Origin of the sequence: Pseudoalteromonas rubra, assembly GCF_005886805.2 — a bacterium.
Classification (GTDB): domain Bacteria; phylum Pseudomonadota; class Gammaproteobacteria; order Enterobacterales; family Alteromonadaceae; genus Pseudoalteromonas; species Pseudoalteromonas rubra_D.
The window spans coordinates 245835-263771 of the sequence record NZ_CP045429.1 but is presented as its reverse complement, the minus strand read 5'-3'; the positions used below and the strand labels follow the sequence as shown (position 1 = coordinate 263771).

At 48.6% G+C, this 17937-nt stretch carries 18 protein-coding genes; 5 read left to right on the top strand and 13 right to left on the bottom strand.

What is annotated here, in order from left to right:
• Nucleotides 1-29: 29 nt before the first annotated feature.
• Nucleotides 30-836, top strand: coding sequence for an AraC family transcriptional regulator (locus CWC22_RS01085; protein WP_125563094.1), 807 nt, complete (start codon nt 30-32; stop codon nt 834-836).
• On the opposite strand, the gene CWC22_RS01080 is transcribed toward CWC22_RS01085, so the two are convergent.
• The gene (locus tag CWC22_RS01080; RefSeq protein ID WP_138537820.1) at nt 833-2149 is read right to left on the bottom strand and encodes an InlB B-repeat-containing protein; all 1317 of its coding nucleotides are present in this window, start codon (nt 2147-2149) and stop codon (nt 833-835) included. The two genes, CWC22_RS01085 and CWC22_RS01080, sit on opposite strands and share 4 nt — an antisense overlap.
• A gap of 237 nt (nt 2150-2386) precedes the next feature.
• Here CWC22_RS01080 and CWC22_RS01075 point away from each other — a divergent pair, with 237 nt between their 5' ends.
• Nucleotides 2387-3040: an XRE family transcriptional regulator gene (locus CWC22_RS01075; RefSeq protein ID WP_125563089.1), complete on the top strand. Its 654-nt coding sequence runs from the start codon at nt 2387-2389 to the stop codon at nt 3038-3040.
• Between the two features lie 60 nt (nt 3041-3100).
• Here the strand turns inward: CWC22_RS01075 and trpS are convergent, their stop codons facing one another.
• Genes trpS through rpe form a run of 3 tightly spaced genes read right to left on the bottom strand, consistent with a single transcriptional unit; the run spans nt 3101 to nt 5485 of the window.
• Entirely contained in the window at nt 3101-4105 is a 1005-nt protein-coding gene (gene trpS, locus CWC22_RS01070; protein WP_138537821.1) for a tryptophan--tRNA ligase, read from the bottom strand.
• 25 nt (nt 4106-4130) lie between these two features.
• Nucleotides 4131-4796, bottom strand: coding sequence for an HAD family hydrolase (locus tag CWC22_RS01065; RefSeq protein WP_010386217.1), 666 nt, complete (start codon nt 4794-4796; stop codon nt 4131-4133).
• A complete protein-coding gene (gene rpe, locus CWC22_RS01060) occupies nt 4796-5485 on the bottom strand; it encodes a ribulose-phosphate 3-epimerase (protein ID WP_058796921.1) in 690 nt (229 codons plus the stop codon). The genes CWC22_RS01065 and rpe overlap by 1 nt, the downstream gene beginning before the upstream one ends.
• Nucleotides 5486-5661: 176 nt before the next feature.
• Here rpe and CWC22_RS01055 point away from each other — a divergent pair, with 176 nt between their 5' ends.
• Nucleotides 5662-5961: a hypothetical protein gene (locus CWC22_RS01055; RefSeq protein WP_125563085.1), complete on the top strand. Its 300-nt coding sequence runs from the start codon at nt 5662-5664 to the stop codon at nt 5959-5961.
• A 110-nt stretch (nt 5962-6071) separates the two neighbouring features.
• Entirely contained in the window at nt 6072-6257 is a 186-nt protein-coding gene (locus CWC22_RS01050) for a DUF2970 domain-containing protein (RefSeq protein ID WP_125563083.1), read from the top strand.
• Between the two features lie 20 nt (nt 6258-6277).
• Here the strand turns inward: CWC22_RS01050 and CWC22_RS01045 are convergent, their stop codons facing one another.
• From CWC22_RS01045 to CWC22_RS01005, 9 genes are all read right to left on the bottom strand, one after another.
• Nucleotides 6278-7108: a Dam family site-specific DNA-(adenine-N6)-methyltransferase gene (locus CWC22_RS01045; RefSeq protein ID WP_125563081.1), complete on the bottom strand. Its 831-nt coding sequence runs from the start codon at nt 7106-7108 to the stop codon at nt 6278-6280.
• Nucleotides 7109-7145: 37 nt separating this feature from the next.
• Entirely contained in the window at nt 7146-8618 is a 1473-nt protein-coding gene (locus tag CWC22_RS01040; RefSeq protein ID WP_138537822.1) for an SPOR domain-containing protein, read from the bottom strand.
• A complete protein-coding gene (gene aroB, locus CWC22_RS01035; protein WP_138537823.1) occupies nt 8618-9688 on the bottom strand; it encodes a 3-dehydroquinate synthase in 1071 nt (356 codons plus the stop codon). Before aroB ends, CWC22_RS01040 begins: the two co-directional genes overlap by 1 nt.
• Nucleotides 9689-9718: 30 nt before the next feature.
• The gene (gene aroK, locus CWC22_RS01030; RefSeq protein WP_010386209.1) at nt 9719-10237 is read right to left on the bottom strand and encodes a shikimate kinase AroK; all 519 of its coding nucleotides are present in this window, start codon (nt 10235-10237) and stop codon (nt 9719-9721) included.
• 151 nt (nt 10238-10388) lie between these two features.
• Entirely contained in the window at nt 10389-12392 is a 2004-nt protein-coding gene (gene pilQ / locus CWC22_RS01025; protein ID WP_416365170.1) for a type IV pilus secretin PilQ, read from the bottom strand.
• 55 nt (nt 12393-12447) lie between these two features.
• Entirely contained in the window at nt 12448-12987 is a 540-nt protein-coding gene (locus tag CWC22_RS01020) for a pilus assembly protein PilP (RefSeq protein ID WP_125563073.1), read from the bottom strand.
• Nucleotides 12984-13589 carry a type 4a pilus biogenesis protein PilO gene (locus tag CWC22_RS01015; protein ID WP_049865187.1) on the bottom strand — a complete coding sequence of 202 codons (606 nt, stop codon included), beginning with the start codon at nt 13587-13589 and terminating at the stop codon, nt 12984-12986. Before CWC22_RS01015 ends, CWC22_RS01020 begins: the two co-directional genes overlap by 4 nt.
• 3 nt (nt 13590-13592) lie before the next feature.
• A complete protein-coding gene (locus tag CWC22_RS01010; protein ID WP_125563071.1) occupies nt 13593-14189 on the bottom strand; it encodes a PilN domain-containing protein in 597 nt (198 codons plus the stop codon).
• Nucleotides 14177-15256 (bottom strand): pilus assembly protein PilM, encoded by a 1080-nt coding sequence (locus CWC22_RS01005; protein ID WP_058796913.1) that lies wholly within the window; start codon nt 15254-15256, stop codon nt 14177-14179. Before CWC22_RS01005 ends, CWC22_RS01010 begins: the two co-directional genes overlap by 13 nt.
• Before the next feature lie 224 nt (nt 15257-15480).
• Here CWC22_RS01005 and CWC22_RS01000 point away from each other — a divergent pair, with 224 nt between their 5' ends.
• Entirely contained in the window at nt 15481-17928 is a 2448-nt protein-coding gene (locus CWC22_RS01000) for a penicillin-binding protein 1A (RefSeq protein WP_138537825.1), read from the top strand.
• Nucleotides 17929-17937: the final 9 nt, after the last annotated feature.

Sequence of the window (17937 nt, the reverse complement as noted above, 5' to 3'; positions counted from 1 at the left end):
GCTGTTCACACTGGCTAATATGGGAAATCATGACACAAAGTTTATCAAATCGGACAGATGCATCCTGGCGCAGTGTGTCCAGCCGATTCAAACGCAAAGTACTGGGCAGACCCATCTTCCCCCGACCCACCACGATGCCTGCCAATGAGCATGTGCGGCCCCATAGCCATCACTGGGGGCAAATCACCTATATCAGCGACTCAGTGATGACCATTTTCACACCTCAGGGCACCTTTGTTATTCCGCCGCAACAGGCCTTGTGGATCCCGCCCAACGTGGAGCATGAGACTTTCTGTCGTTATGGCGGGCATTTTCGTAGTGTCTATATTGATGAAAAGTATGCAGCCATCCTGGGCGATCAGGCGAAAACCCTGGTGGTCGATGCGCTGCTGAAAGAAATGATCCTCACTATCTGCACCTGGCCTGAAGATTATCTGCTCGACGATAAGACCGAACGCTTTATCCAGGTGTTCATTGACAGATTAGAGCTGGCACCTACCAGTGCGTTTTTCATTCCCAAAGCCGATGATCATCGCCTGCTGCCAATTGTCAGTGAACTGTATTCTAACCCGGGCTGCGCACTTACTCTTGAACAGTGGGGTGAGCAGGTGGGCGCATCAGCCAGAACCCTTAATCGCCTGTTTCACAAGAGCTTTGCAATGAGCTTTAGTCAATGGAAGCAGAAGCTCAGAGCGCTGCGTGCCGTTGAAATGCTCACCGCAGGTGAAACCCAGCAAGCCACCGCTTTGCAACTGGGGTTTGAGTCCAGCTCAGCATTCAACAGTGCATTTAAAAAGTTTTTCGGCACCACACCCGGGCAATATCTAAAGCGTTAAGGCGGGTTATTCAGATACAAAGCCTGCAATGGTCCAGTTTCTAACCACGCACGCATCAACTGGCGCTGACTCAACGAAAACATCTTCTGCCTGTTATCATAGACATTGGTATTCATAAAGTTCATCGTCAGATCTGCATTCACGCATTCAGTCTGCGCCAACCCATCACAGGTCAGGTGACGATGAGTGTTTTGGTCATTCCACGGCGGATTAGTATGGCCAATTAACCCCAGAAAGTGCCCTAACTCATGCGTCAGCGTTTTGCCCTGATCATAATTTGGCTCTCGAGGTGCGATGGTGCCAAATAGTCCCTGCTCTACCGACACACCAATATATAGCTCAGGCGCCATGCCCGGGACATGTGCCCTGCCACCCAACACCGGTTCATTGAACCGGGTACGTGACATGCCCACCCAGATATTAATATAACGGTCTGTCGGCCAGGCATCCGATCCACCCGCATCGCTGCGGGCAAAGGGGTATCCCTCCAGCGCAAAGACACTCGTTGTGGCATCGACCCGCACGATCCCCGAATGAGGCTGGCCATCCGGATCTTTGTCAGCCAGATAAAACTGGATCCCAGTGTCTGCAACAAAAGGGGAATAGGTATCGGGGATAGTCTCAATTTCAGCGCTATTTTTACCACGGAAATGTAAATTAGTGGCCCGCAACTGAGATAAGATTTGCGCATCACTGAGTTCAAAATGGCCATTATTCAGTACATGTACGACGACCGGTAACCGGATCCGCGTGAGCGCCTCAGGCTCAGGAAGGTAAGGTAAAAATAACGCACTCACAGTACAAGGCCCAGTCACTTCGCGTAGGTGATAAGTGTACTGGGTTAGTGTGCCATTACATCCCCCAACGCGCTCCAGAATATGATCGCTGTTAGGTGTAAAGACAAACTCAGCAGCGCTGCCATGCGCAATTTGCTGGGTGCTGATGTCGACATTACCACCCTGACTAACGGTCGCATCCAGACGATACTGGATAGGTGAAAAACGTGCCTGTATTTGACAACTTTGCTCGACCCGCTCTACCCGATAAGCAACCCCCGTGCGTTTACCCCCGCAACCACTCAGCGCTACCAGCTCATAACCCGCCCGAGGTTTCGCGACAAACTCAGCGGCTTTACCCTTGCCAACCTGAAGGCTTGCCGGCTCCAACACTCCACCCCCTTCGCTATGTGCTGAAATGGTCAACAAGTCTGGTGTATCCTTGGGTGCTGAACTATCACCGCTGCCACCCGAGCAAGCGGTTAATTGACTCAGTGCCATCACCAGCACTAAGGTCCTTTTAATCACATAATTCATCGCTCCTTCTCCTCTTTTCCTGAGTTATATGCCGTCGCAATCAAGTCGACTTCAGTAAGTTATTATAGGAACAAGCAGCTCGCAAACTGTTATGTAGCTGGTTAAAAATGTCGCAATTTGTAATTCCCTCCCCCCAAGCTGGGCAGACATTGAGCAATCAGGTGTCAGTAGCTGTACAGCATCGCAATAGGCAAGTACTCTGAGGCCCTTCCTTTGTTGTAACCTGTATGGGGTGTCATGAGCACAGCATTTTCACGCCGATTTATTACTTTGATCGACCAGTTTAGCGCCGGCAACAAACGTCAGTTTGCGCTCCTCACTGGCAAGTCGCCGTCACACATTTATCGTATTTGTCGTGGCCTGAGCCGACCATCCGTTGCCTATTTGGAACATTTATACAGCTTGTTCAGTATTGATCTAAATTGGCTGCTTACCGGTGAGCAGCCCACAGAGCACGCGCCGATGACGGGCAGTCAGGAAATGCTGATGGTGCCTAAACTGGATGTTGAGGCCAGTGCCGGTTTTGGTAGCATCAATGGCAGTGAAGATGTTACAGAGCAATTTGCCCTGAATAAGCGCTGGCTCAGTACGCAACTGGGCGTGCATAGCGATCAGCTGGCGTTTGTCACTATCCGGGGTGACAGTATGCTGCCAACCTTGCAGCATGGCGACATGGTGTTGGTTGATTTAAGCCAGCGTGACGCGAATAAGCGTGGCGTTTATGTACTGCAAACCGAAGATGGTCTGATGGCTAAGCGCCTGCAGCAACAACGAGATCATATTAGCGTAGTGAGTGATAACCCTGACTACCCTGCCTGGCAAATCCATGCCGAAAATGCCCAACAGCATGGTATTGCAGGTAGAATTGTCTGGTGCGGCCGCAGTATGTGATCTTCAAACAGCAAAAAGCCAGCATATAAGCTGGCTTTTTTGTGGTTGTGACCTGGCTGATTACGGGCGCGGAATAAAGCCCAGCGCGTCGTATGCCGCTTTTAGTGTTTTCTCTGCACGAGCACCTGCTTTTTCTGCACCAGAACGCATGATCTGATCCAGCAACGCTTGATCTTCGCGGATCTCTTTGAAACGCGCCTGCATAGGCTCCAGCATAGCCACCACGGCATCGGCCGTGTCTTTTTTCAGATGACCATACATTTTATCTTCATACTCTGGCACCAGATCGGCTACATCACGCTTGGTCGCCACTGACAACAGTGTCAGCAGGTTAGATACGCCAGGCTTTTCTTCTCGGTCAAAGTAAATACGCGCTTGTTCGTCTGAGTCCGTCACCGCTTTTTTCAGTTTCTTCTCAATCTTTTTCGGCTCATCCAGCAGCATAATATAGGCATTTGGATTATCGTCCGATTTCGACATTTTCTTCAATGGATCTTGCAAGCTCATCACCCGGGCACCCAGCTCTGGGATATACGGCTCAGGCACTTTGAATACATCACCATACAGGTTGTTGAAACGTGTCGCGATATCACGAGTCAGTTCAAGGTGCTGTTTCTGATCTTCACCCACCGGAACCTGATCAGCCTGATAAAGCAGAATATCAGCCGCTTGCAATACCGGATAAGCAAACAAACCCACGTTGACATTGTTAGTGTTTTTCGCTGACTTGTCTTTAAACTGAGTCATGCGATTGAGTTCGCCCATTTGTGCATAGCAGTTCAGTACCCAGCTTAACTGCGCATGCTCTGGTACCTGTGATTGCACAAATAACGCTGACTTTTCTGGGTCAATGCCACACGCGGCATACAAAGCAACACCATCCAAAACGCGATCACGCAGGACATTTGGCTCCTGACGAATGGTGATGGCGTGCAAATCAACCAGCATAAAGAAACAATCATGATCTTCCTGTAGCTTAAGCCACTGGTTAATGGCACCCACATAATTGCCTATTGTCATACCACCGGTTGGCTGAATGCCACTTAACACTACTGGTTTAGTCATTGTGTTCCCTTACTCCTAGTTTGATTTAAGGTTGATTTAAAATGGGGATTATATCCAAGAAGCCCTCACAGAGGTACTGTGGATTAAACTGGGCCAGATCCAGTCCTTGATTGTACCCATATTTGAGTGCAATCACAGGTATTTCAGCAGCCTGAGCGGCCAAAATATCGCTTTTTGAATCGCCGACCATGATGGCTGTGTGTGGTTCGATGTTAAGTTGCTGACAGGCTGACAAGAGTGGCTCCGCAGCCGGCTTTTTCTGACCGTCATCACCACACACCACAACATCAAAATGCTGGCTGAGGTTAAGGTTATCGAGTAGCTGTACTGTAAACTCACGACTCTTGTTGGTTACGACGGCCTTGGGCACATGACTGAATGCAGCCAGTACCGTTTCAACATTGGCATAGAGCAAAGAGTATTGCCCAACCAGGGCCCGATAATGGCCTGCAAAACGAGTTTGTGCCTCAGCAACCACACGCGGCGGTAGCTCAGCGTTAACATCATGACTGCCGCTTAAACCACGCTGCACCAATACATCGATGCCGTTGCCGACCCAGGTCAGCACCTGAGCGCGGCTCACCACAGGAAAAGCCACTTCAGTTAACGTCAAATTAAGTGCCATATACAAGTCATGCGCACTGTCGACCAGCGTGCCGTCGAGATCAAATAAAATACCCTGGTAGCGCATTAGCCCACCTTAGCGAGCTCTGAACGCATCGCATCAATGACCGTCCGGTAGTCTGGTTGATTGAAAATCGCTGAGCCAGCAACAAACATATCAGCCCCCGCGGCCGCTACCTCAGCTATATTGTCGACTTTAATGCCACCGTCCACCTCCAGGCGGATTTTACGACCACTGGCATCTATGCGCTCGCGTACCTGGCGCAACTTATCCAGCGTCTGTGGGATAAAGCTCTGACCGCCAAAGCCGGGATTGACAGACATAAGTAAGATTTGATCCACTTTATCCATTACATAATCCAGATAATGTAATGGCGTTGCCGGATTAAGTACCAATCCAGCCTCACAGCCGTGTTCCTTAATCAAACCCAGACTGCGATCTATATGTTCACTGGCTTCAGGATGGAAAGTAATGATATCTGCACCCGCTTTTGCAAACTCCGGGATCAGGCTATCCACGGGTTTGATCATCAGGTGCACATCAATTGGGGCGGTTATGCCATAATTGCGCAGTGCCTCACAGATCATCGGGCCAAACGTCAGATTCGGGACATAATGATTATCCATCACATCAAAGTGCACGACATCCGCGCCAGCATCTAACACCCTGGCAACGTCTTCACCCAACCTTGCAAAGTCGGCAGACAAAATAGATGGTGCAATTAAGAACTCAGAATTATTATTGTTCTGCGACATACTACCCCCTGAAACAAAATGTCAGCGGCTACTGTAACTCATCTTAACGCTAAAAACACCTGATTGTTAGGCACTGTTAATTTGCGAGCAGCTGCCATTTTTGCAGGACAAAGCGATTGTTTAATAAACATACATAGTGTACTATTTATAGATAACTATTCACTGGGGATATGGTTATGTTAAGTCGGCTTAAAACACGGACGCTTTTACTTACAGCTGCTTTAGTCTTGTCTGCTGGCGTGGTTTCGTTCAGCGGTGACGATGACTTAGTCGCAAAAAATGAGATGTGCCAGTGCTCTACCACTCAGGTCAGTCAGCACGCATCATCAAATTTATGTAAGCTGGAGTCACACACTAGTTGGTATGCCTGGTTAACTGGCGGCAGTAGTAATGCGCAGTTCCACTACCTTGATCTGCTTGAGCTACTACTGGGATCTGGTGACGAGCAAACGTCGAGTCAATTTTCACAATTCTAATTGATACCAACACGCTTAAGTACGCCTTCAATCGGGCAAGTCATTAAGGCGAGTTGGTATTCATACACTATACTGTTAGGTATCTCGTTGCATATAGGAGCCAGGATGCCGTGACAGAACGATTCTTTATACTTATTCAAAGTGTACTTGCTGCGATGTTTGGTGTGCAAAGCCAGGCTAAATATCGTGTCGATTTCAGCCAAAAACACTTTTGGCCTTTTGCCTTGCTAGCCGTGTGTTTTGTTATCGCACTGGTTATCGCCTTGGCCTGGTTTGTTAATGCAGTTGTATTATGACATGCCAGCCATCAATGCGCTCATTCGTGATATAAGGCCATCAGCTCATCAACCCGGTTACGACCTGAGCCTTTAGGGCTAATGGTTCTTTTTACCTGGATCACATCCAGGTGAGCCTGGCTGTAGATCTTGCGCGTGAGCACCGTGTCATGGTTGGATATCAGTACGGGTGTTTGCTGTTCAAAAGCGGCCTTTTCTGCCAGGTTAGCGAGTTGTGCCTGATCGTCAAAGTTAAACCCCCCTTTGGCATAGGCTGTGAATGAGGCGGTTTTACTCAGCGGCACATAGGGCGGATCACAATACACTACGGCCTTATTCGGAATACGCTTGAAGACCTGCTCATAACTCAAACAGGTGAAGGTTGCCTGTTGTGCTTTTTCTGAGAAAAAGTACAGCTCATTTTCCGGAAAATAGGGGCGCTTGTATTTACCAAAGGGCACGTTAAAAATGCCCTTCAGGTTATAGCGACAAAGCCCATTGTAGCCATGCCGGTTCATGTACAGAAACAGAATAGCCCGCTCATAAACATCAATGCTTTCATTGAACTGCTGACGGTACGCATAATAGGCATCGGGATGATTGTTCAAATCAACAAACAGCTTTCTGGCATCACTAATGAACTCGTCTGGAGTGCGTTGCAACTCTTTGTACAGGTTAATCAGGTCCGCATTAATGTCATTGAGTATATAGTGCTTGAAGTGACTATTTAGAAAGACAGAACCAGCCCCTACAAAGGGCTCCACCAGAGTTTCGGCCTCTTCATTTGCGGCTTGCAAGCGCTTGGTAATTTCTTCCACCAAGGCATATTTTCCACCTGCCCATTTTAAGAAAGCTCTGGTCTTTTTTTGCATGATCTGACTAGTTACCCCAAAGTAGCGCGATTCTACACTATTTTTGCGTTTGTGACTGTTGGATTTGTTGCTTAATTTGCACGATACGTTTAAAAAACGGCTGCCCTGCTAACACAGCTTCAGGTAATTCAGTCCGGGCCTGTTTCGCGTCATCTAAGGTTGCAAATGGCGCCAGGGTAACAAACCACCACGCCTTGCCTGCGCGCATAACCTGAGCGGTTCGGATCTGCGACAACTTATGTTGCTCGATATATCGCCGTGCCACGGACTCATCAGTCACTGCCAGCAGCTGAATTGTCCAGGCATTACTGTCTTGCGCCATAAACCAGGCATTGTCCGATAAGCTTGAAACCGGATCCGGCTGCACCTGAGGTTCTGCGATAATGTCGGGTTGTGGCGTTTCAATCTGATCATTGATGTCTGTGTGCTCAGCATCGCCGCTCAGAATATCTGGTTGCGTCAGCACTTGTGCGACTGCTGCCGACGCATTGGGTGTACTGTGTGCATCTCTGTCAGACTCGGTAGTGTGTTCAGCGCCTTCTTCACTGGCTTCGATTTGACGCGCGTCCACAGCAGTGTGATCCAAGGTTAACGCGCCGAGTATAGATTGCACATCATGCTGCAAAGGAGCCTGAGTGTCACTACTCTCTGATTGTTCTGCCAATGTCTCAGAAACGGGCTGCGCGGTTTCATCCGAGAGCGCCTCTTGCGCCGTCAACACAGTCGGCTCAGGCAATGCCTCAACCGAGGTTGCGCCAACATCCTGTTGCAGACGCAATAAATCGGCCAAATCTTTTTGGTAAAGCAGCGCGACCAGAAACAAGGCCGTAATCACAACAAAAGCACCCAAAAACCCTTTCCATTGCCGACTACTCATTGTTTGTTTAGATTTCAATGTCAATTGATGCTGATTTTGCTGCCATTCGAGCAAAATACTGGGGTTGCCACCTGCTTCGCTCAAAAAGGTGCTAAATATTGGGTCTTCTGAAGGCGGAAGCTCTGGAAAAAACATCGCCATCAGGCGGCGACTTTCTATTAATGATAAGGGCTCCAGATGAATATCCAGCGCCTCAGGCAGTAACTTAGGGGCTTGTCCAGTTACCAGAATATACAGAGTATCCGGGGCCTTTTTAGCCAGCAGTTGAAGCTCCTGGATGAGCTCATCACTCAGATGACGTGCACCATCAATGACCCAGAGGCAAGGGCCACAAGGCTGCTCATTATACAGAACAAAGAAATTTTCACTTAATGACAACTTGTGATCGACCAGCGGTGCGCGAAAGCTATTTTCTAGCAGTTGCTGAACCAGCTCTGTGTCTTTGGTATGCGCACCCAATTTAACAAAGGCTTTGCTAAAATCAGGGTACTTATCTGTGATGAAAGACTCAGCCAGATAACTTTTACCTAGCCCTGAGTTACCAACCAGGCAGATCAGGTTTTGTCCATATTCAAACTGCATTGCAATCCGGTCGACCAGAGCGGCACGACTCGGTAAGATTTGCGACTGCATCAGTGCCCTATTAGCTGGCCTAAGGTGTCATCAGATACGTCATCGACCAGCTGGCACTTGCCCAGACTGGTGGGTACGATAAAGCGGATCTTACCTTGTTTGTTTTTCTTATCTTTACGCATATGGGAAATAAACTGCAATGTTGTCATCGATGCGGGTGGGGCAACTGGCAGTTGATACATTTCTAGCAATGCCGCGATACGCGCAACTTCATGCTCTGTCAATGCACTTCTAAGTTGTGCCAGACGAGCCGCTAGCATCATTCCTGCAGCGACCGCTTCACCGTGCAGCCATACACCGTAGCCCATCTGCGCTTCAATGGCATGGCCAAACGTATGCCCCAGATTCAGCAACGCACGCAACCCAGCTTCTTTCTCATCTTGTGCGACAATTTCAGCCTTGATAGCACAGCAGCGATGGATCACTTGCATCAGCAGGTCAGTGTCCAACTCGCGCAGCGCATTACCATTGTGCTCAAGTAGCGTCAGAAAGTCTTTATCGTAGATCAGACCGTACTTGATCACTTCAGCCATGCCTGCCGCAAACTCACGTGGTGGCAAACTCTTCAGTGTATTGGTATCAATAAACACCGCTTTAGGCTGATAGAAAGCACCTATCATATTTTTACCTAAAGGATGATTGACGGCTGTTTTGCCACCCACTGACGAATCAACCTGAGACAATAAGGTTGTCGGGATCTGGATAAATGGCACTCCACGCTGATAGCAAGCTGCGACAAACCCGGTCAGATCACCAACAACGCCGCCACCTAAGGCGATCAGGCAGGTATCTCGCCCGCAATTGTGCTCAAGCAAAAAAGCGTTAATGCGCTCAAACCACTCCAGAGATTTATATTGCTCCCCGTCAGGGATGCAAAAATGAAGCGGTGCTTTGCCTTCTAACTGCGTGAGTAATGTATCCAGATACAGAGGCGCAACGGTCTCGTTGCTGATGATAACGGGGCGAGCATTGCCAATATGCTGCAATAACCGCCCCTGATCGGTAAGAAGATCTTGGCCAATATAGATAGGATAGCTACGCTCGTTTAAATCTACTGTTAATTCAAGCATGTGCCGTCACCTCCTATCTAGCCTACATGTTTAGAAATCTAACTTCTCAATGATTTGATTAGCAACCACTTTGGCGCTTTGTTCATCTGTGCGTACAACATGATCCGCCACTTCTTTATAAAGTGGTTCACGTTCATCTGCCAGACGCACTAATACGTCGCGTGAATCTTCTTCTGTTTGTAGCAAAGGACGACGCTTATCGCGCTGGGTACGAGCTACTTGCTTCTCAATTGGGGTCTCAAGATAAACCACAATACCACGAGCAGATAGTTTGTTACGTACCTCTTTACTGATGACCGAGCCGCCGCCAGTAGCCAATACGATGCCTTGCTTTTCGGTAAGATCGGAAATCACGGTCTCTTCGCGACGACGAAACCCTTCTTCCCCTTCAATGTCGAACACCCAGGAGATATCAGCACCAGTGCGGCGCTCGATTTCTTGATCTGAATCGAAGAACTCCAGATGTAATTGGTCCGCAATGTGACGACCAATCGTGCTCTTACCAGCCCCCATTGGGCCTACCAGAAATATATTACGTTTCTCAGCCATATCTTTTTAGTACAAACGAACTCTAAAATTTGAAATAAAACCCCGCCTAACGACCTGGCCCCAAAATTAAGGAGGGGATTATCTCAGCAATCAATGCGTGATTTCAAGTCAAAAGGTAACTTTCACGCCCATTATTGTTATTTTAGTCTGACTAGAGTGAATCATGCATGATCTTGGGTGTCACAAAAATCAATAACTCTCTCTTTTCATTGATTTCTCGTGTGTTCCTAAATAGGACACCTAAGTAGGGTACATCTCCCAGCACAGGCACCTTGCTCACCGCATTGGTCATTTCCTGCTGATAAATGCCCCCTAACACAACCGTCTGACCATTCTCTACCAAGACCTGAGTCTGGATCCTTTGTGTATTTATCGCCACAGCCGGGCCATTGGCTGTCTGTACTGTATCACCCCGTGTGTCCTGGGTTATGACCAGATCTAAAATAATTTTATTATCCGGCGTAATTTGCGGTGTCACCTCTAAACTCAGTACCGCTTTTTTAAACTGAACGGTCGATGCGCCACTGGAAGCCGACTCCACATACGGGATCTCCGTACCCTGCTCGATGCGCGCCGTTTTCTGGTTTGCAGTCGTAATACTGGGTGTGGCGATGATCTCACCTTTGTTCTCTTGCTCTAACGCAGACAATTCCAGATCTATCAAAGTACCGTCTGACAACTTGGCAATATGCATGCCCAAACTACCCGCCGGGTTTTGTACTGGCAAATTCACATTTAACCGTTCAGTCAAATCAGGGATCGTGCCACCAGACAACTTATTGGTTGCTTCCAGCGAACCAGAAATGGCGTCTGTCCCTTGCTGGTCACTAAATCCCCAACGGATCCCCAAGTCTTCCTGAATGTTATCTGACACCGTAACCATACGCGATTCGATGCGTACCTGCTTAACCGGCACATCCAGCGTCTCGACCATGCGTCTGACGTTTTCAATGCTGCGCGAAGTATCCTTGATCAACAAGGTATTGGTTCGTTTGTCCACTGAAACACTGCCACGCAGGCTAATGATGGAATTTTCATCTGTTTTTAGTAAATCAGCGAACTCTTCTGCTTTGGCGTAGTTAAGCTGAATGTACTCACTATATAAAGGTTCCAGCTCTTCAACCTGACGCTTCGCCTGCAACTCTTTCGCTTCTCTGGCTGCCAGCTCTTCAGACGGCGCCACCATCAAAATCGCCCCTTCCATGCGTTTATCAAGCCCTTTCACCCGCAACACTACGTCCAAGGCCTGATCCCAAGGTACACCATCCAGGCGCAAGGTAATGTTGCCTGTAACCGAATCACTGGTGACCAAATTAAAGTTATTAGTATCAGCGATTATCTGCAACACAGAACGGATCGGGATATCCTGAAAGTTCAGTGTGATCGGCTGTCCCTGATAATTTTTCGTATCCGCATACGAAAATTCCTGCTCATCTTTTTCTACTGTCAGAGTAAAGATGTTGTCTAATTGCTGATAATTGAACTTAAAAGCCCCATTAGGTTTGATCACCAAACGGCTTTTTCCCTCTTCACGGAAAGTTTCAACCGTACTCACAATGGTGCCAAAGTCAACAACGTCCAGCTCGTATAATAGCTCATCCGGGATGGCAATATGATGAAAGTCTGCGTAAATCTGCCCGCCTCGCTCCTGCACATCTATCGCCGCCTGACTGGAGTCCAGAAAGGCCAGGATCTGAGCGGCACCCTTATCTGTGCGCCGGAAGTCTATATTCTGGATCCGATTCATTGCACTGTGCAACGTATCTGGTTGTGCATCCTCGCTAGAAACCGGAATAGGCTGGTCTGAAACTTTAATATACACCAGATTATTCTTAACCTCAGTGCGGTAGAGTTTGAGCGCAGCCATTTCAACACTCAGGACAAATCCACCTTGCTCCATCCTGCTCTTGATCTGCTCGATACCGGCTTGGTTTACTTTGAGCAGTTCCAGGCTTTCCTCATATTCAGCATCCGGGAAAAACAACTCAATACGTGCAGGTTCATTCAACACCTGGACTTTGGGTTCAATCGCCAGCTTTTCGTCAAACACAAGCTGTAACTCAGTCTCTCCGGTCGGCACCGGGTTATAACGCACATCGTACAGCATTGGCATTGCCTGGGCGAATAACGCTGTGCCCATTAAAACGCCACCCATCAGAGTTTTCACAACGTGTTTGATCCCGTCGCGCGCAATCATATTTTCACCTTTTTTATTCTTCACTGGCACCGACGTCCTCGGCTTCCACCATTTCGACTTTGCTCAGGCGCTCTTTCCAACATCCCGTTCCGTCCGGGATCAGTTCCATCAGCTCCAGATGGTCGGCTTGTACGCTCACCACTTTACCGTGGTACAAACCCATGTATTCATTTTTCTTTATTCTGAACAAACCTTGCTCGCCAGCTCTAATCAACGCCCATACCGTCTCACCACGTGTGATCGTCCCTTTCATCATCAAGTTGTCCAGCGCGTATTTTTCTAGCGGGTCTCTGGGACGATTCGGATCTGGGTGAAGACAATTTTTAACCTGTACCAGGCGGCTTTCAATAACTTCCGGTTGCGGGGCAACAAAAGGGCTGCGTAGCTGAGCCGCACTGTAAGGGAAGTGCTCAAACCGGGCCATCTCGGGCATAGGATCTATGCTCGGGGTTGCATTCGCCTGCACCCGATCAATAAACTCTTTCTGTTCTGCGGTGTTATCGTTACACCCTGTCAGTGCAATCACCGCAAACAAAACCAGCAGACGCCTCATTCTTCAGTCTCCTGCTCGTAGCGGTAGGTTTTTGCTACCACGCTAAACACCAACTGATTATTGCCTGCCCCCTCAATCCGAAAATCGTGCAAACTCACAATACGCGGCAACTGCGCCACTTTACTGACAAACTCACCAAACTCGTGATACGTCCCCACCACTTCGAGATTAATTGGCAGTTCCGTATAAAATTCTTTTTTGATCTCAGGTAGCCAGCCAATTTTTAGAAACGTCAGGCCACTGGACGTACCAACATACGTTAAGTCATCGAGCAAACCCGGGGTTTCATTCGAGGTTGGTAGTTTTCTTAATAGTTGAGAAAACTGCGCTTCCATGTCCTGCATCTGCTGTCGATATAATTCCAGATTATTTGCCCGACCATATTTGACGCGATAGCTGGTACGCAACTCTTCTTCTTTTTTAACCGCACGCTCAAAGCTTGCCACCGACGCAGACACTAACATGCTGTATCCTACGACCAGCATGATCACCACCACCACAGCGCAACAAATAGCCTTCACTGGCATTGGCCATTCGCCAATGTTATCCAGTTCAATTTCGTTCCAGTCGATCTCCTGCAGCGACTTCAAGTCTAGTTTCATGGCCTAGTTCTCCGCCTGCGTTGTCTGAGCTAACTCGGCGCGTTCTTTCTCCATTTGAGCGAACGTTTTAACGTAAAAATTCATTGTGAAATTACTCAGTAATCGCTCTTCGCGTTCACCGGCGACAATCCCCTGGAGTAACGGATCACGTAATAAATAGGACGACTCGACAGCCCGCAACATTTGCGACAAGCGGTTGTTCGATTCGCTTCGACCTATCACTTTGATCATATTCTTTTGCCGTTCCAGGCTCGTCAAATAAACGCCCGCAGGCACAACGCGTGTCACTTCATCAATGATCTGGGTGCCCAAATTACGGTTGCTCTGCAACTCTTCAATCAATCGGATCCGGCGCTGCAGATTTTCTTTTTGTTGGTTCAACCCACGAATTTCCCCGATCCGCTTATCCAGCTTTTTAATCTCACTGGACAGATAAAGATTTTTGATTTCCTGCCCTTCTTTAAGGGTGTCATAAAATGCACCAATACCGTACATCAGCGCTAAACTGGCTGCGACGATGATCCCCAAAATGGTCAGGAATTTTTGCTGAGAAGCCTGCCGTTGCTGCTCACGCCAGGGCAGTAAATTTATATGTGGCATGATGAAAAGCTCCTCAATGCCAACCCGGTTGCGATGGCAAACTGCGCTCTGTGATTATTCAATACACCTCGATCCACTTTAGGCGCTATTTCCATATTCGCAAACGGATCCGCCACAATCGCATGCACACCCAGTTCATCCACAAGCAAACGGTCGAGCCCTTCCACTTGTGCAGTACCACCGGTTAAAACAATGTAGTCGACCTGCTCCTGACCACTGGTCGTCATAAACATTTGTAACGCGCGACGCACCTGCTGTAACAGCGAGGTCTGGAATGGCGCGAGCACTTCAAAGGTATAATTCGGCGGCAAATCACCGGTGGTTTTTGCCAACTCGGCCTGATCAAAGCTCTTGTTGTAATACGCAACAATGCTATTGGTGTACTGCTCTCCACCAAAAACCTGGTCCCGGGTATATAACGTTTTACCGGACTGTACGACACTCACTAAAGTCACCACGGCGCCAATATCGATGATCCCTACGACCTTATCGTAAGCATCAGAGGGAAGCTGACCATATAAAACTTCCGCGGAGCGCGCGAGGGCATAGCTTTCAACATCTACGACTTTCGCTTTCAAGCCTGCTTCTTCCAGTGCACTAACGCGGGCCTGCACGCTTTCTGTTCTGGCCGCGGACAACAACACATTGACTTTGGAGGGATCCGCTTCATTCACTGTTAGTTTTTCGAAATCCAGACTGACTTCATCAAGTGGGTAAGGGATCAGGCTGTCGGCCTCAATCGCGATTTGTGATTCTAATTCGGCATCGCTTAACGACACATCCATAAAAATCATTTTAGTGATAACCGTTTGCCCGGAGACAGCAACAGCGGCAAAGTGACTGGTTTTTGGCAAACGCTTACGTATTTTACTGATGACTTTACCAACCGCTTCAATATCCTGGATGGCGCGCTCTTTCATTGCCCCCTTGGGTAAAGGTTCAATGGCGACGGCCTCAACCCGGTACCCTGCGCTTGATTCAGCCAATAAAACAGCCTTTACACAGTGTGAGCCTATGTCTACCCCGACCATCATTGGAGCTTGTTTTTTTAAGAATTGACGCAACATGCCGTTAGCCCAAGTATCCAGAATTCTGTACAGTGTTAATTAAGAGTTTAGTCATTTAGGTACAGTTTGGCGAAAAGCGTTATACTACTTGCCAACTTTCGGCCACACTCCCATGCACCTTCTTTAGGCACAAAGTAATTTACGCAAAAATTATTAATCGTTTTTTAATCAGGATATACTAACAGCGTCCGATTGTAATTGGGAGTCTCGCTAGGGATAAATTCGTGAATTTATTAAAAAGATTACTACAACTTATACTGCTTTGCACGACACTGGGCCTGCTTACCTTGTTCGGCCTTTATTACTATGTCAAATCTGACATTCCCAGTGTAAAGGTTTTAAAAGATGTACAGCTGCAAACCCCAATGCAGGTCTTTACCCGCGACGGCAAACTGATCAACCAGTTTGGCGAGAAACGCCGTATTCCGGTTAAAATTAACGAAATTCCAGAGCCTTTACTCCAGGCTTTTCTGGCCACCGAAGACAACCGTTTTTATGATCATTTTGGTATTGATCCGATCGGTATTGTGCGTTCATTTATTGTCCTGGTCAGTACCGGGGAGAAAAAGCAAGGCGCCAGTACCATCACCATGCAGCTGGCACGAAACTTCTTCCTGACCCGGGAAAAGGCCTATATTCGTAAAGTGAAAGAGATCTTTATCGCGTTACATATCGAACGCTTACTCAATAAAGACGAAATTCTTGAACTTTACCTCAATAAAATAGAACTGGGCCATCGTGCCTTTGGGATTGGGGCCGCCGCCCAAGTGTACTATGGCAAGGAGCTAAACGAGCTGAGCCTGGCGCAAATGGCAATGCTGGCTGGCCTGCCCAAAGCCCCTTCAGCGCTCAACCCAATCCGTAACCCACAACGAGCTAAATTGCGCCGAAATGTCGTGTTGGGCAGGATGCTGACTGAAGGCTATATTTCTCAAGCTCAGTACAACGAAGCCACTCAGGCACCTATCACAGCTAAACGCCACGGCGCTGAAATAGAACTCTATGCCCCCTACATATCGGAAATGGTCCGTGCTTACATGGTGAAAACCTATGGTGAGGACCAAGCCTACAACTCAGGGTTTAAAGTCTATACCACAGTCGAATCCAATGTTCAGGCCGCCGCACAGCAAGCCCTGATCGACAACCTGCACGCTTATGATATGCGACACGGCTTCCGTGGCCCGCAGGCGCAATACTGGCAGCCGGAGGAGGCCCCCTGGACGACTACTCAGATCCTGGAAAGGCTGCGCAATGTCAAAGAGATAGACCCGCTTCAAGCTGGTGTTGTAACAGCACTGGAGGAGCAAAGTGCAACTGTGTTGCTCAAAGACGGCTCCTCAGTCACTGTGCCTTGGTCCGGATTAAAATGGGCGCGTGCTTACATCACAGAACGCCGCCAGGGATTACCCCCGAAACAAGCGAGTGATATTCTCGCGACAGGTATGCAAATCTGGGTACGTTACAAAGACCAGAATTGGCAACTTAGCCAACAGCCCCAGCCTGCAAGTGCCCTGGTGTCATTGGATCCTCAAAGTGGCCGCATTAAAGCCCTGGTTGGCGGCTATAGCTTCCGTCAAAGCCAGTACAATCGGGCTGTTCAGGCCAAACGCCAGGTTGGTTCAAACATCAAGCCATTTATCTACTCGGGTGCACTGGAGGCTGGCTATACGTTGTCGACCATCATCAATGATGCTCCGATCAATCATTGGGATAAAAGCATGGGCGTCGCCTGGCGTCCGAAAAACAGCCCAGATGTGTACAGTGGCCCTATCCGTATTCGCCGTGCCCTGGCTCAATCGAAAAACGTTGTATCAGTACGCTTGCTGCGGGGTATGGGGCTCAACGAAGCCGCCGATCATATTCTCAAGTTTGGTTTCAATAACGAGGACATTGTGCGCAGTGAATCGCTGGCTCTGGGAAGTGCGTCATTGACGCCGCTGGAAATGGCCCGCGGTATGAGTGCCTTTGCCAATGGCGGCCACTTGGTCGAGACCTATTTTATTGAAAAACTCACTGACAGCTACGGCAACGTTCTGGGAGCCGCCCAGCCACTGACCATCTGTAGTGAAGAAGAGTGGGAAATCGATCAATACACTTGTGCACCGCGGATCATCTCGGAACAAAATGCATTTTTAATCGCTGATGCGATGAAAAGCGCGATCTGGGGCGGCGGCAGCTGGAAACACAAAACCGGCTGGACCGGCACGGGTTGGCGTGCACAGGCGCTTAAACGCAAAGATCTGGCTGGCAAAACGGGCACCACCAACAGCTCGGTCGATACCTGGTTCACGGGGTTTAATCGCAACGTATTAACCACCGTCTGGGTCGGGTTTGACGATCCGGGTAAATCACTGGGCCGCGCCGCGTACAACGCTAACCTGGGTAAACAACAAGTGGTCGGTGCCGAAGCAGGTGCCACGTCTGCATTACCTGGCTGGGTACAGTTTATGCGTACAGCGTTACAAGACGAACCACTTGCACCGATTGATCCACCTCCGGGCCTGGTGTCTGTGCGCATCGATTTAAAAACCGGGTTATTGAGTGAGCGTAACGACCACACCAGCCGTTTCGAGTACTTTGAACGCGGCACAACCCCAACAAAATACGTGCTAGAAACAGGCTCAAGTACGCCATTTGAAGAGCAACTCCCGGATACAGAAGAGCTGTTCTAAAAACCACAA

Bases quoted from the DNA above. Each gene is read 5' to 3' on its own strand.
- CWC22_RS01085 (WP_125563094.1), top strand. From the start codon at position 30: ATGACACAAAGTTTATCAAATCGGACAGATGCATCCTGGCGCAGTGTG.
- CWC22_RS01080 (WP_138537820.1), bottom strand. From the start codon at position 2,149: ATGAATTATGTGATTAAAAGGACCTTAGTGCTGGTGATGGCACTGAGT.
- CWC22_RS01075 (WP_125563089.1), top strand. From the start codon at position 2,387: ATGAGCACAGCATTTTCACGCCGATTTATTACTTTGATCGACCAGTTT.
- trpS (WP_138537821.1), bottom strand. From the start codon at position 4,105: ATGACTAAACCAGTAGTGTTAAGTGGCATTCAGCCAACCGGTGGTATG.
- CWC22_RS01065 (WP_010386217.1), bottom strand. From the start codon at position 4,796: ATGCGCTACCAGGGTATTTTATTTGATCTCGACGGCACGCTGGTCGAC.
- rpe (WP_058796921.1), bottom strand. From the start codon at position 5,485: ATGTCGCAGAACAATAATAATTCTGAGTTCTTAATTGCACCATCTATT.
- CWC22_RS01055 (WP_125563085.1), top strand. From the start codon at position 5,662: ATGTTAAGTCGGCTTAAAACACGGACGCTTTTACTTACAGCTGCTTTA.
- CWC22_RS01045 (WP_125563081.1), bottom strand. From the start codon at position 7,108: ATGCAAAAAAAGACCAGAGCTTTCTTAAAATGGGCAGGTGGAAAATAT.
- CWC22_RS01040 (WP_138537822.1), bottom strand. From the start codon at position 8,618: ATGCAGTCGCAAATCTTACCGAGTCGTGCCGCTCTGGTCGACCGGATT.
- aroB (WP_138537823.1), bottom strand. From the start codon at position 9,688: ATGCTTGAATTAACAGTAGATTTAAACGAGCGTAGCTATCCTATCTAT.
- aroK (WP_010386209.1), bottom strand. From the start codon at position 10,237: ATGGCTGAGAAACGTAATATATTTCTGGTAGGCCCAATGGGGGCTGGT.
- pilQ (WP_416365170.1), bottom strand. From the start codon at position 12,392: ATGGGTGGCGTTTTAATGGGCACAGCGTTATTCGCCCAGGCAATGCCA.
- CWC22_RS01020 (WP_125563073.1), bottom strand. From the start codon at position 12,987: ATGAGGCGTCTGCTGGTTTTGTTTGCGGTGATTGCACTGACAGGGTGT.
- CWC22_RS01015 (WP_049865187.1), bottom strand. From the start codon at position 13,589: ATGAAACTAGACTTGAAGTCGCTGCAGGAGATCGACTGGAACGAAATT.
- CWC22_RS01010 (WP_125563071.1), bottom strand. From the start codon at position 14,189: ATGCCACATATAAATTTACTGCCCTGGCGTGAGCAGCAACGGCAGGCT.
- CWC22_RS01005 (WP_058796913.1), bottom strand. From the start codon at position 15,256: ATGTTGCGTCAATTCTTAAAAAAACAAGCTCCAATGATGGTCGGGGTA.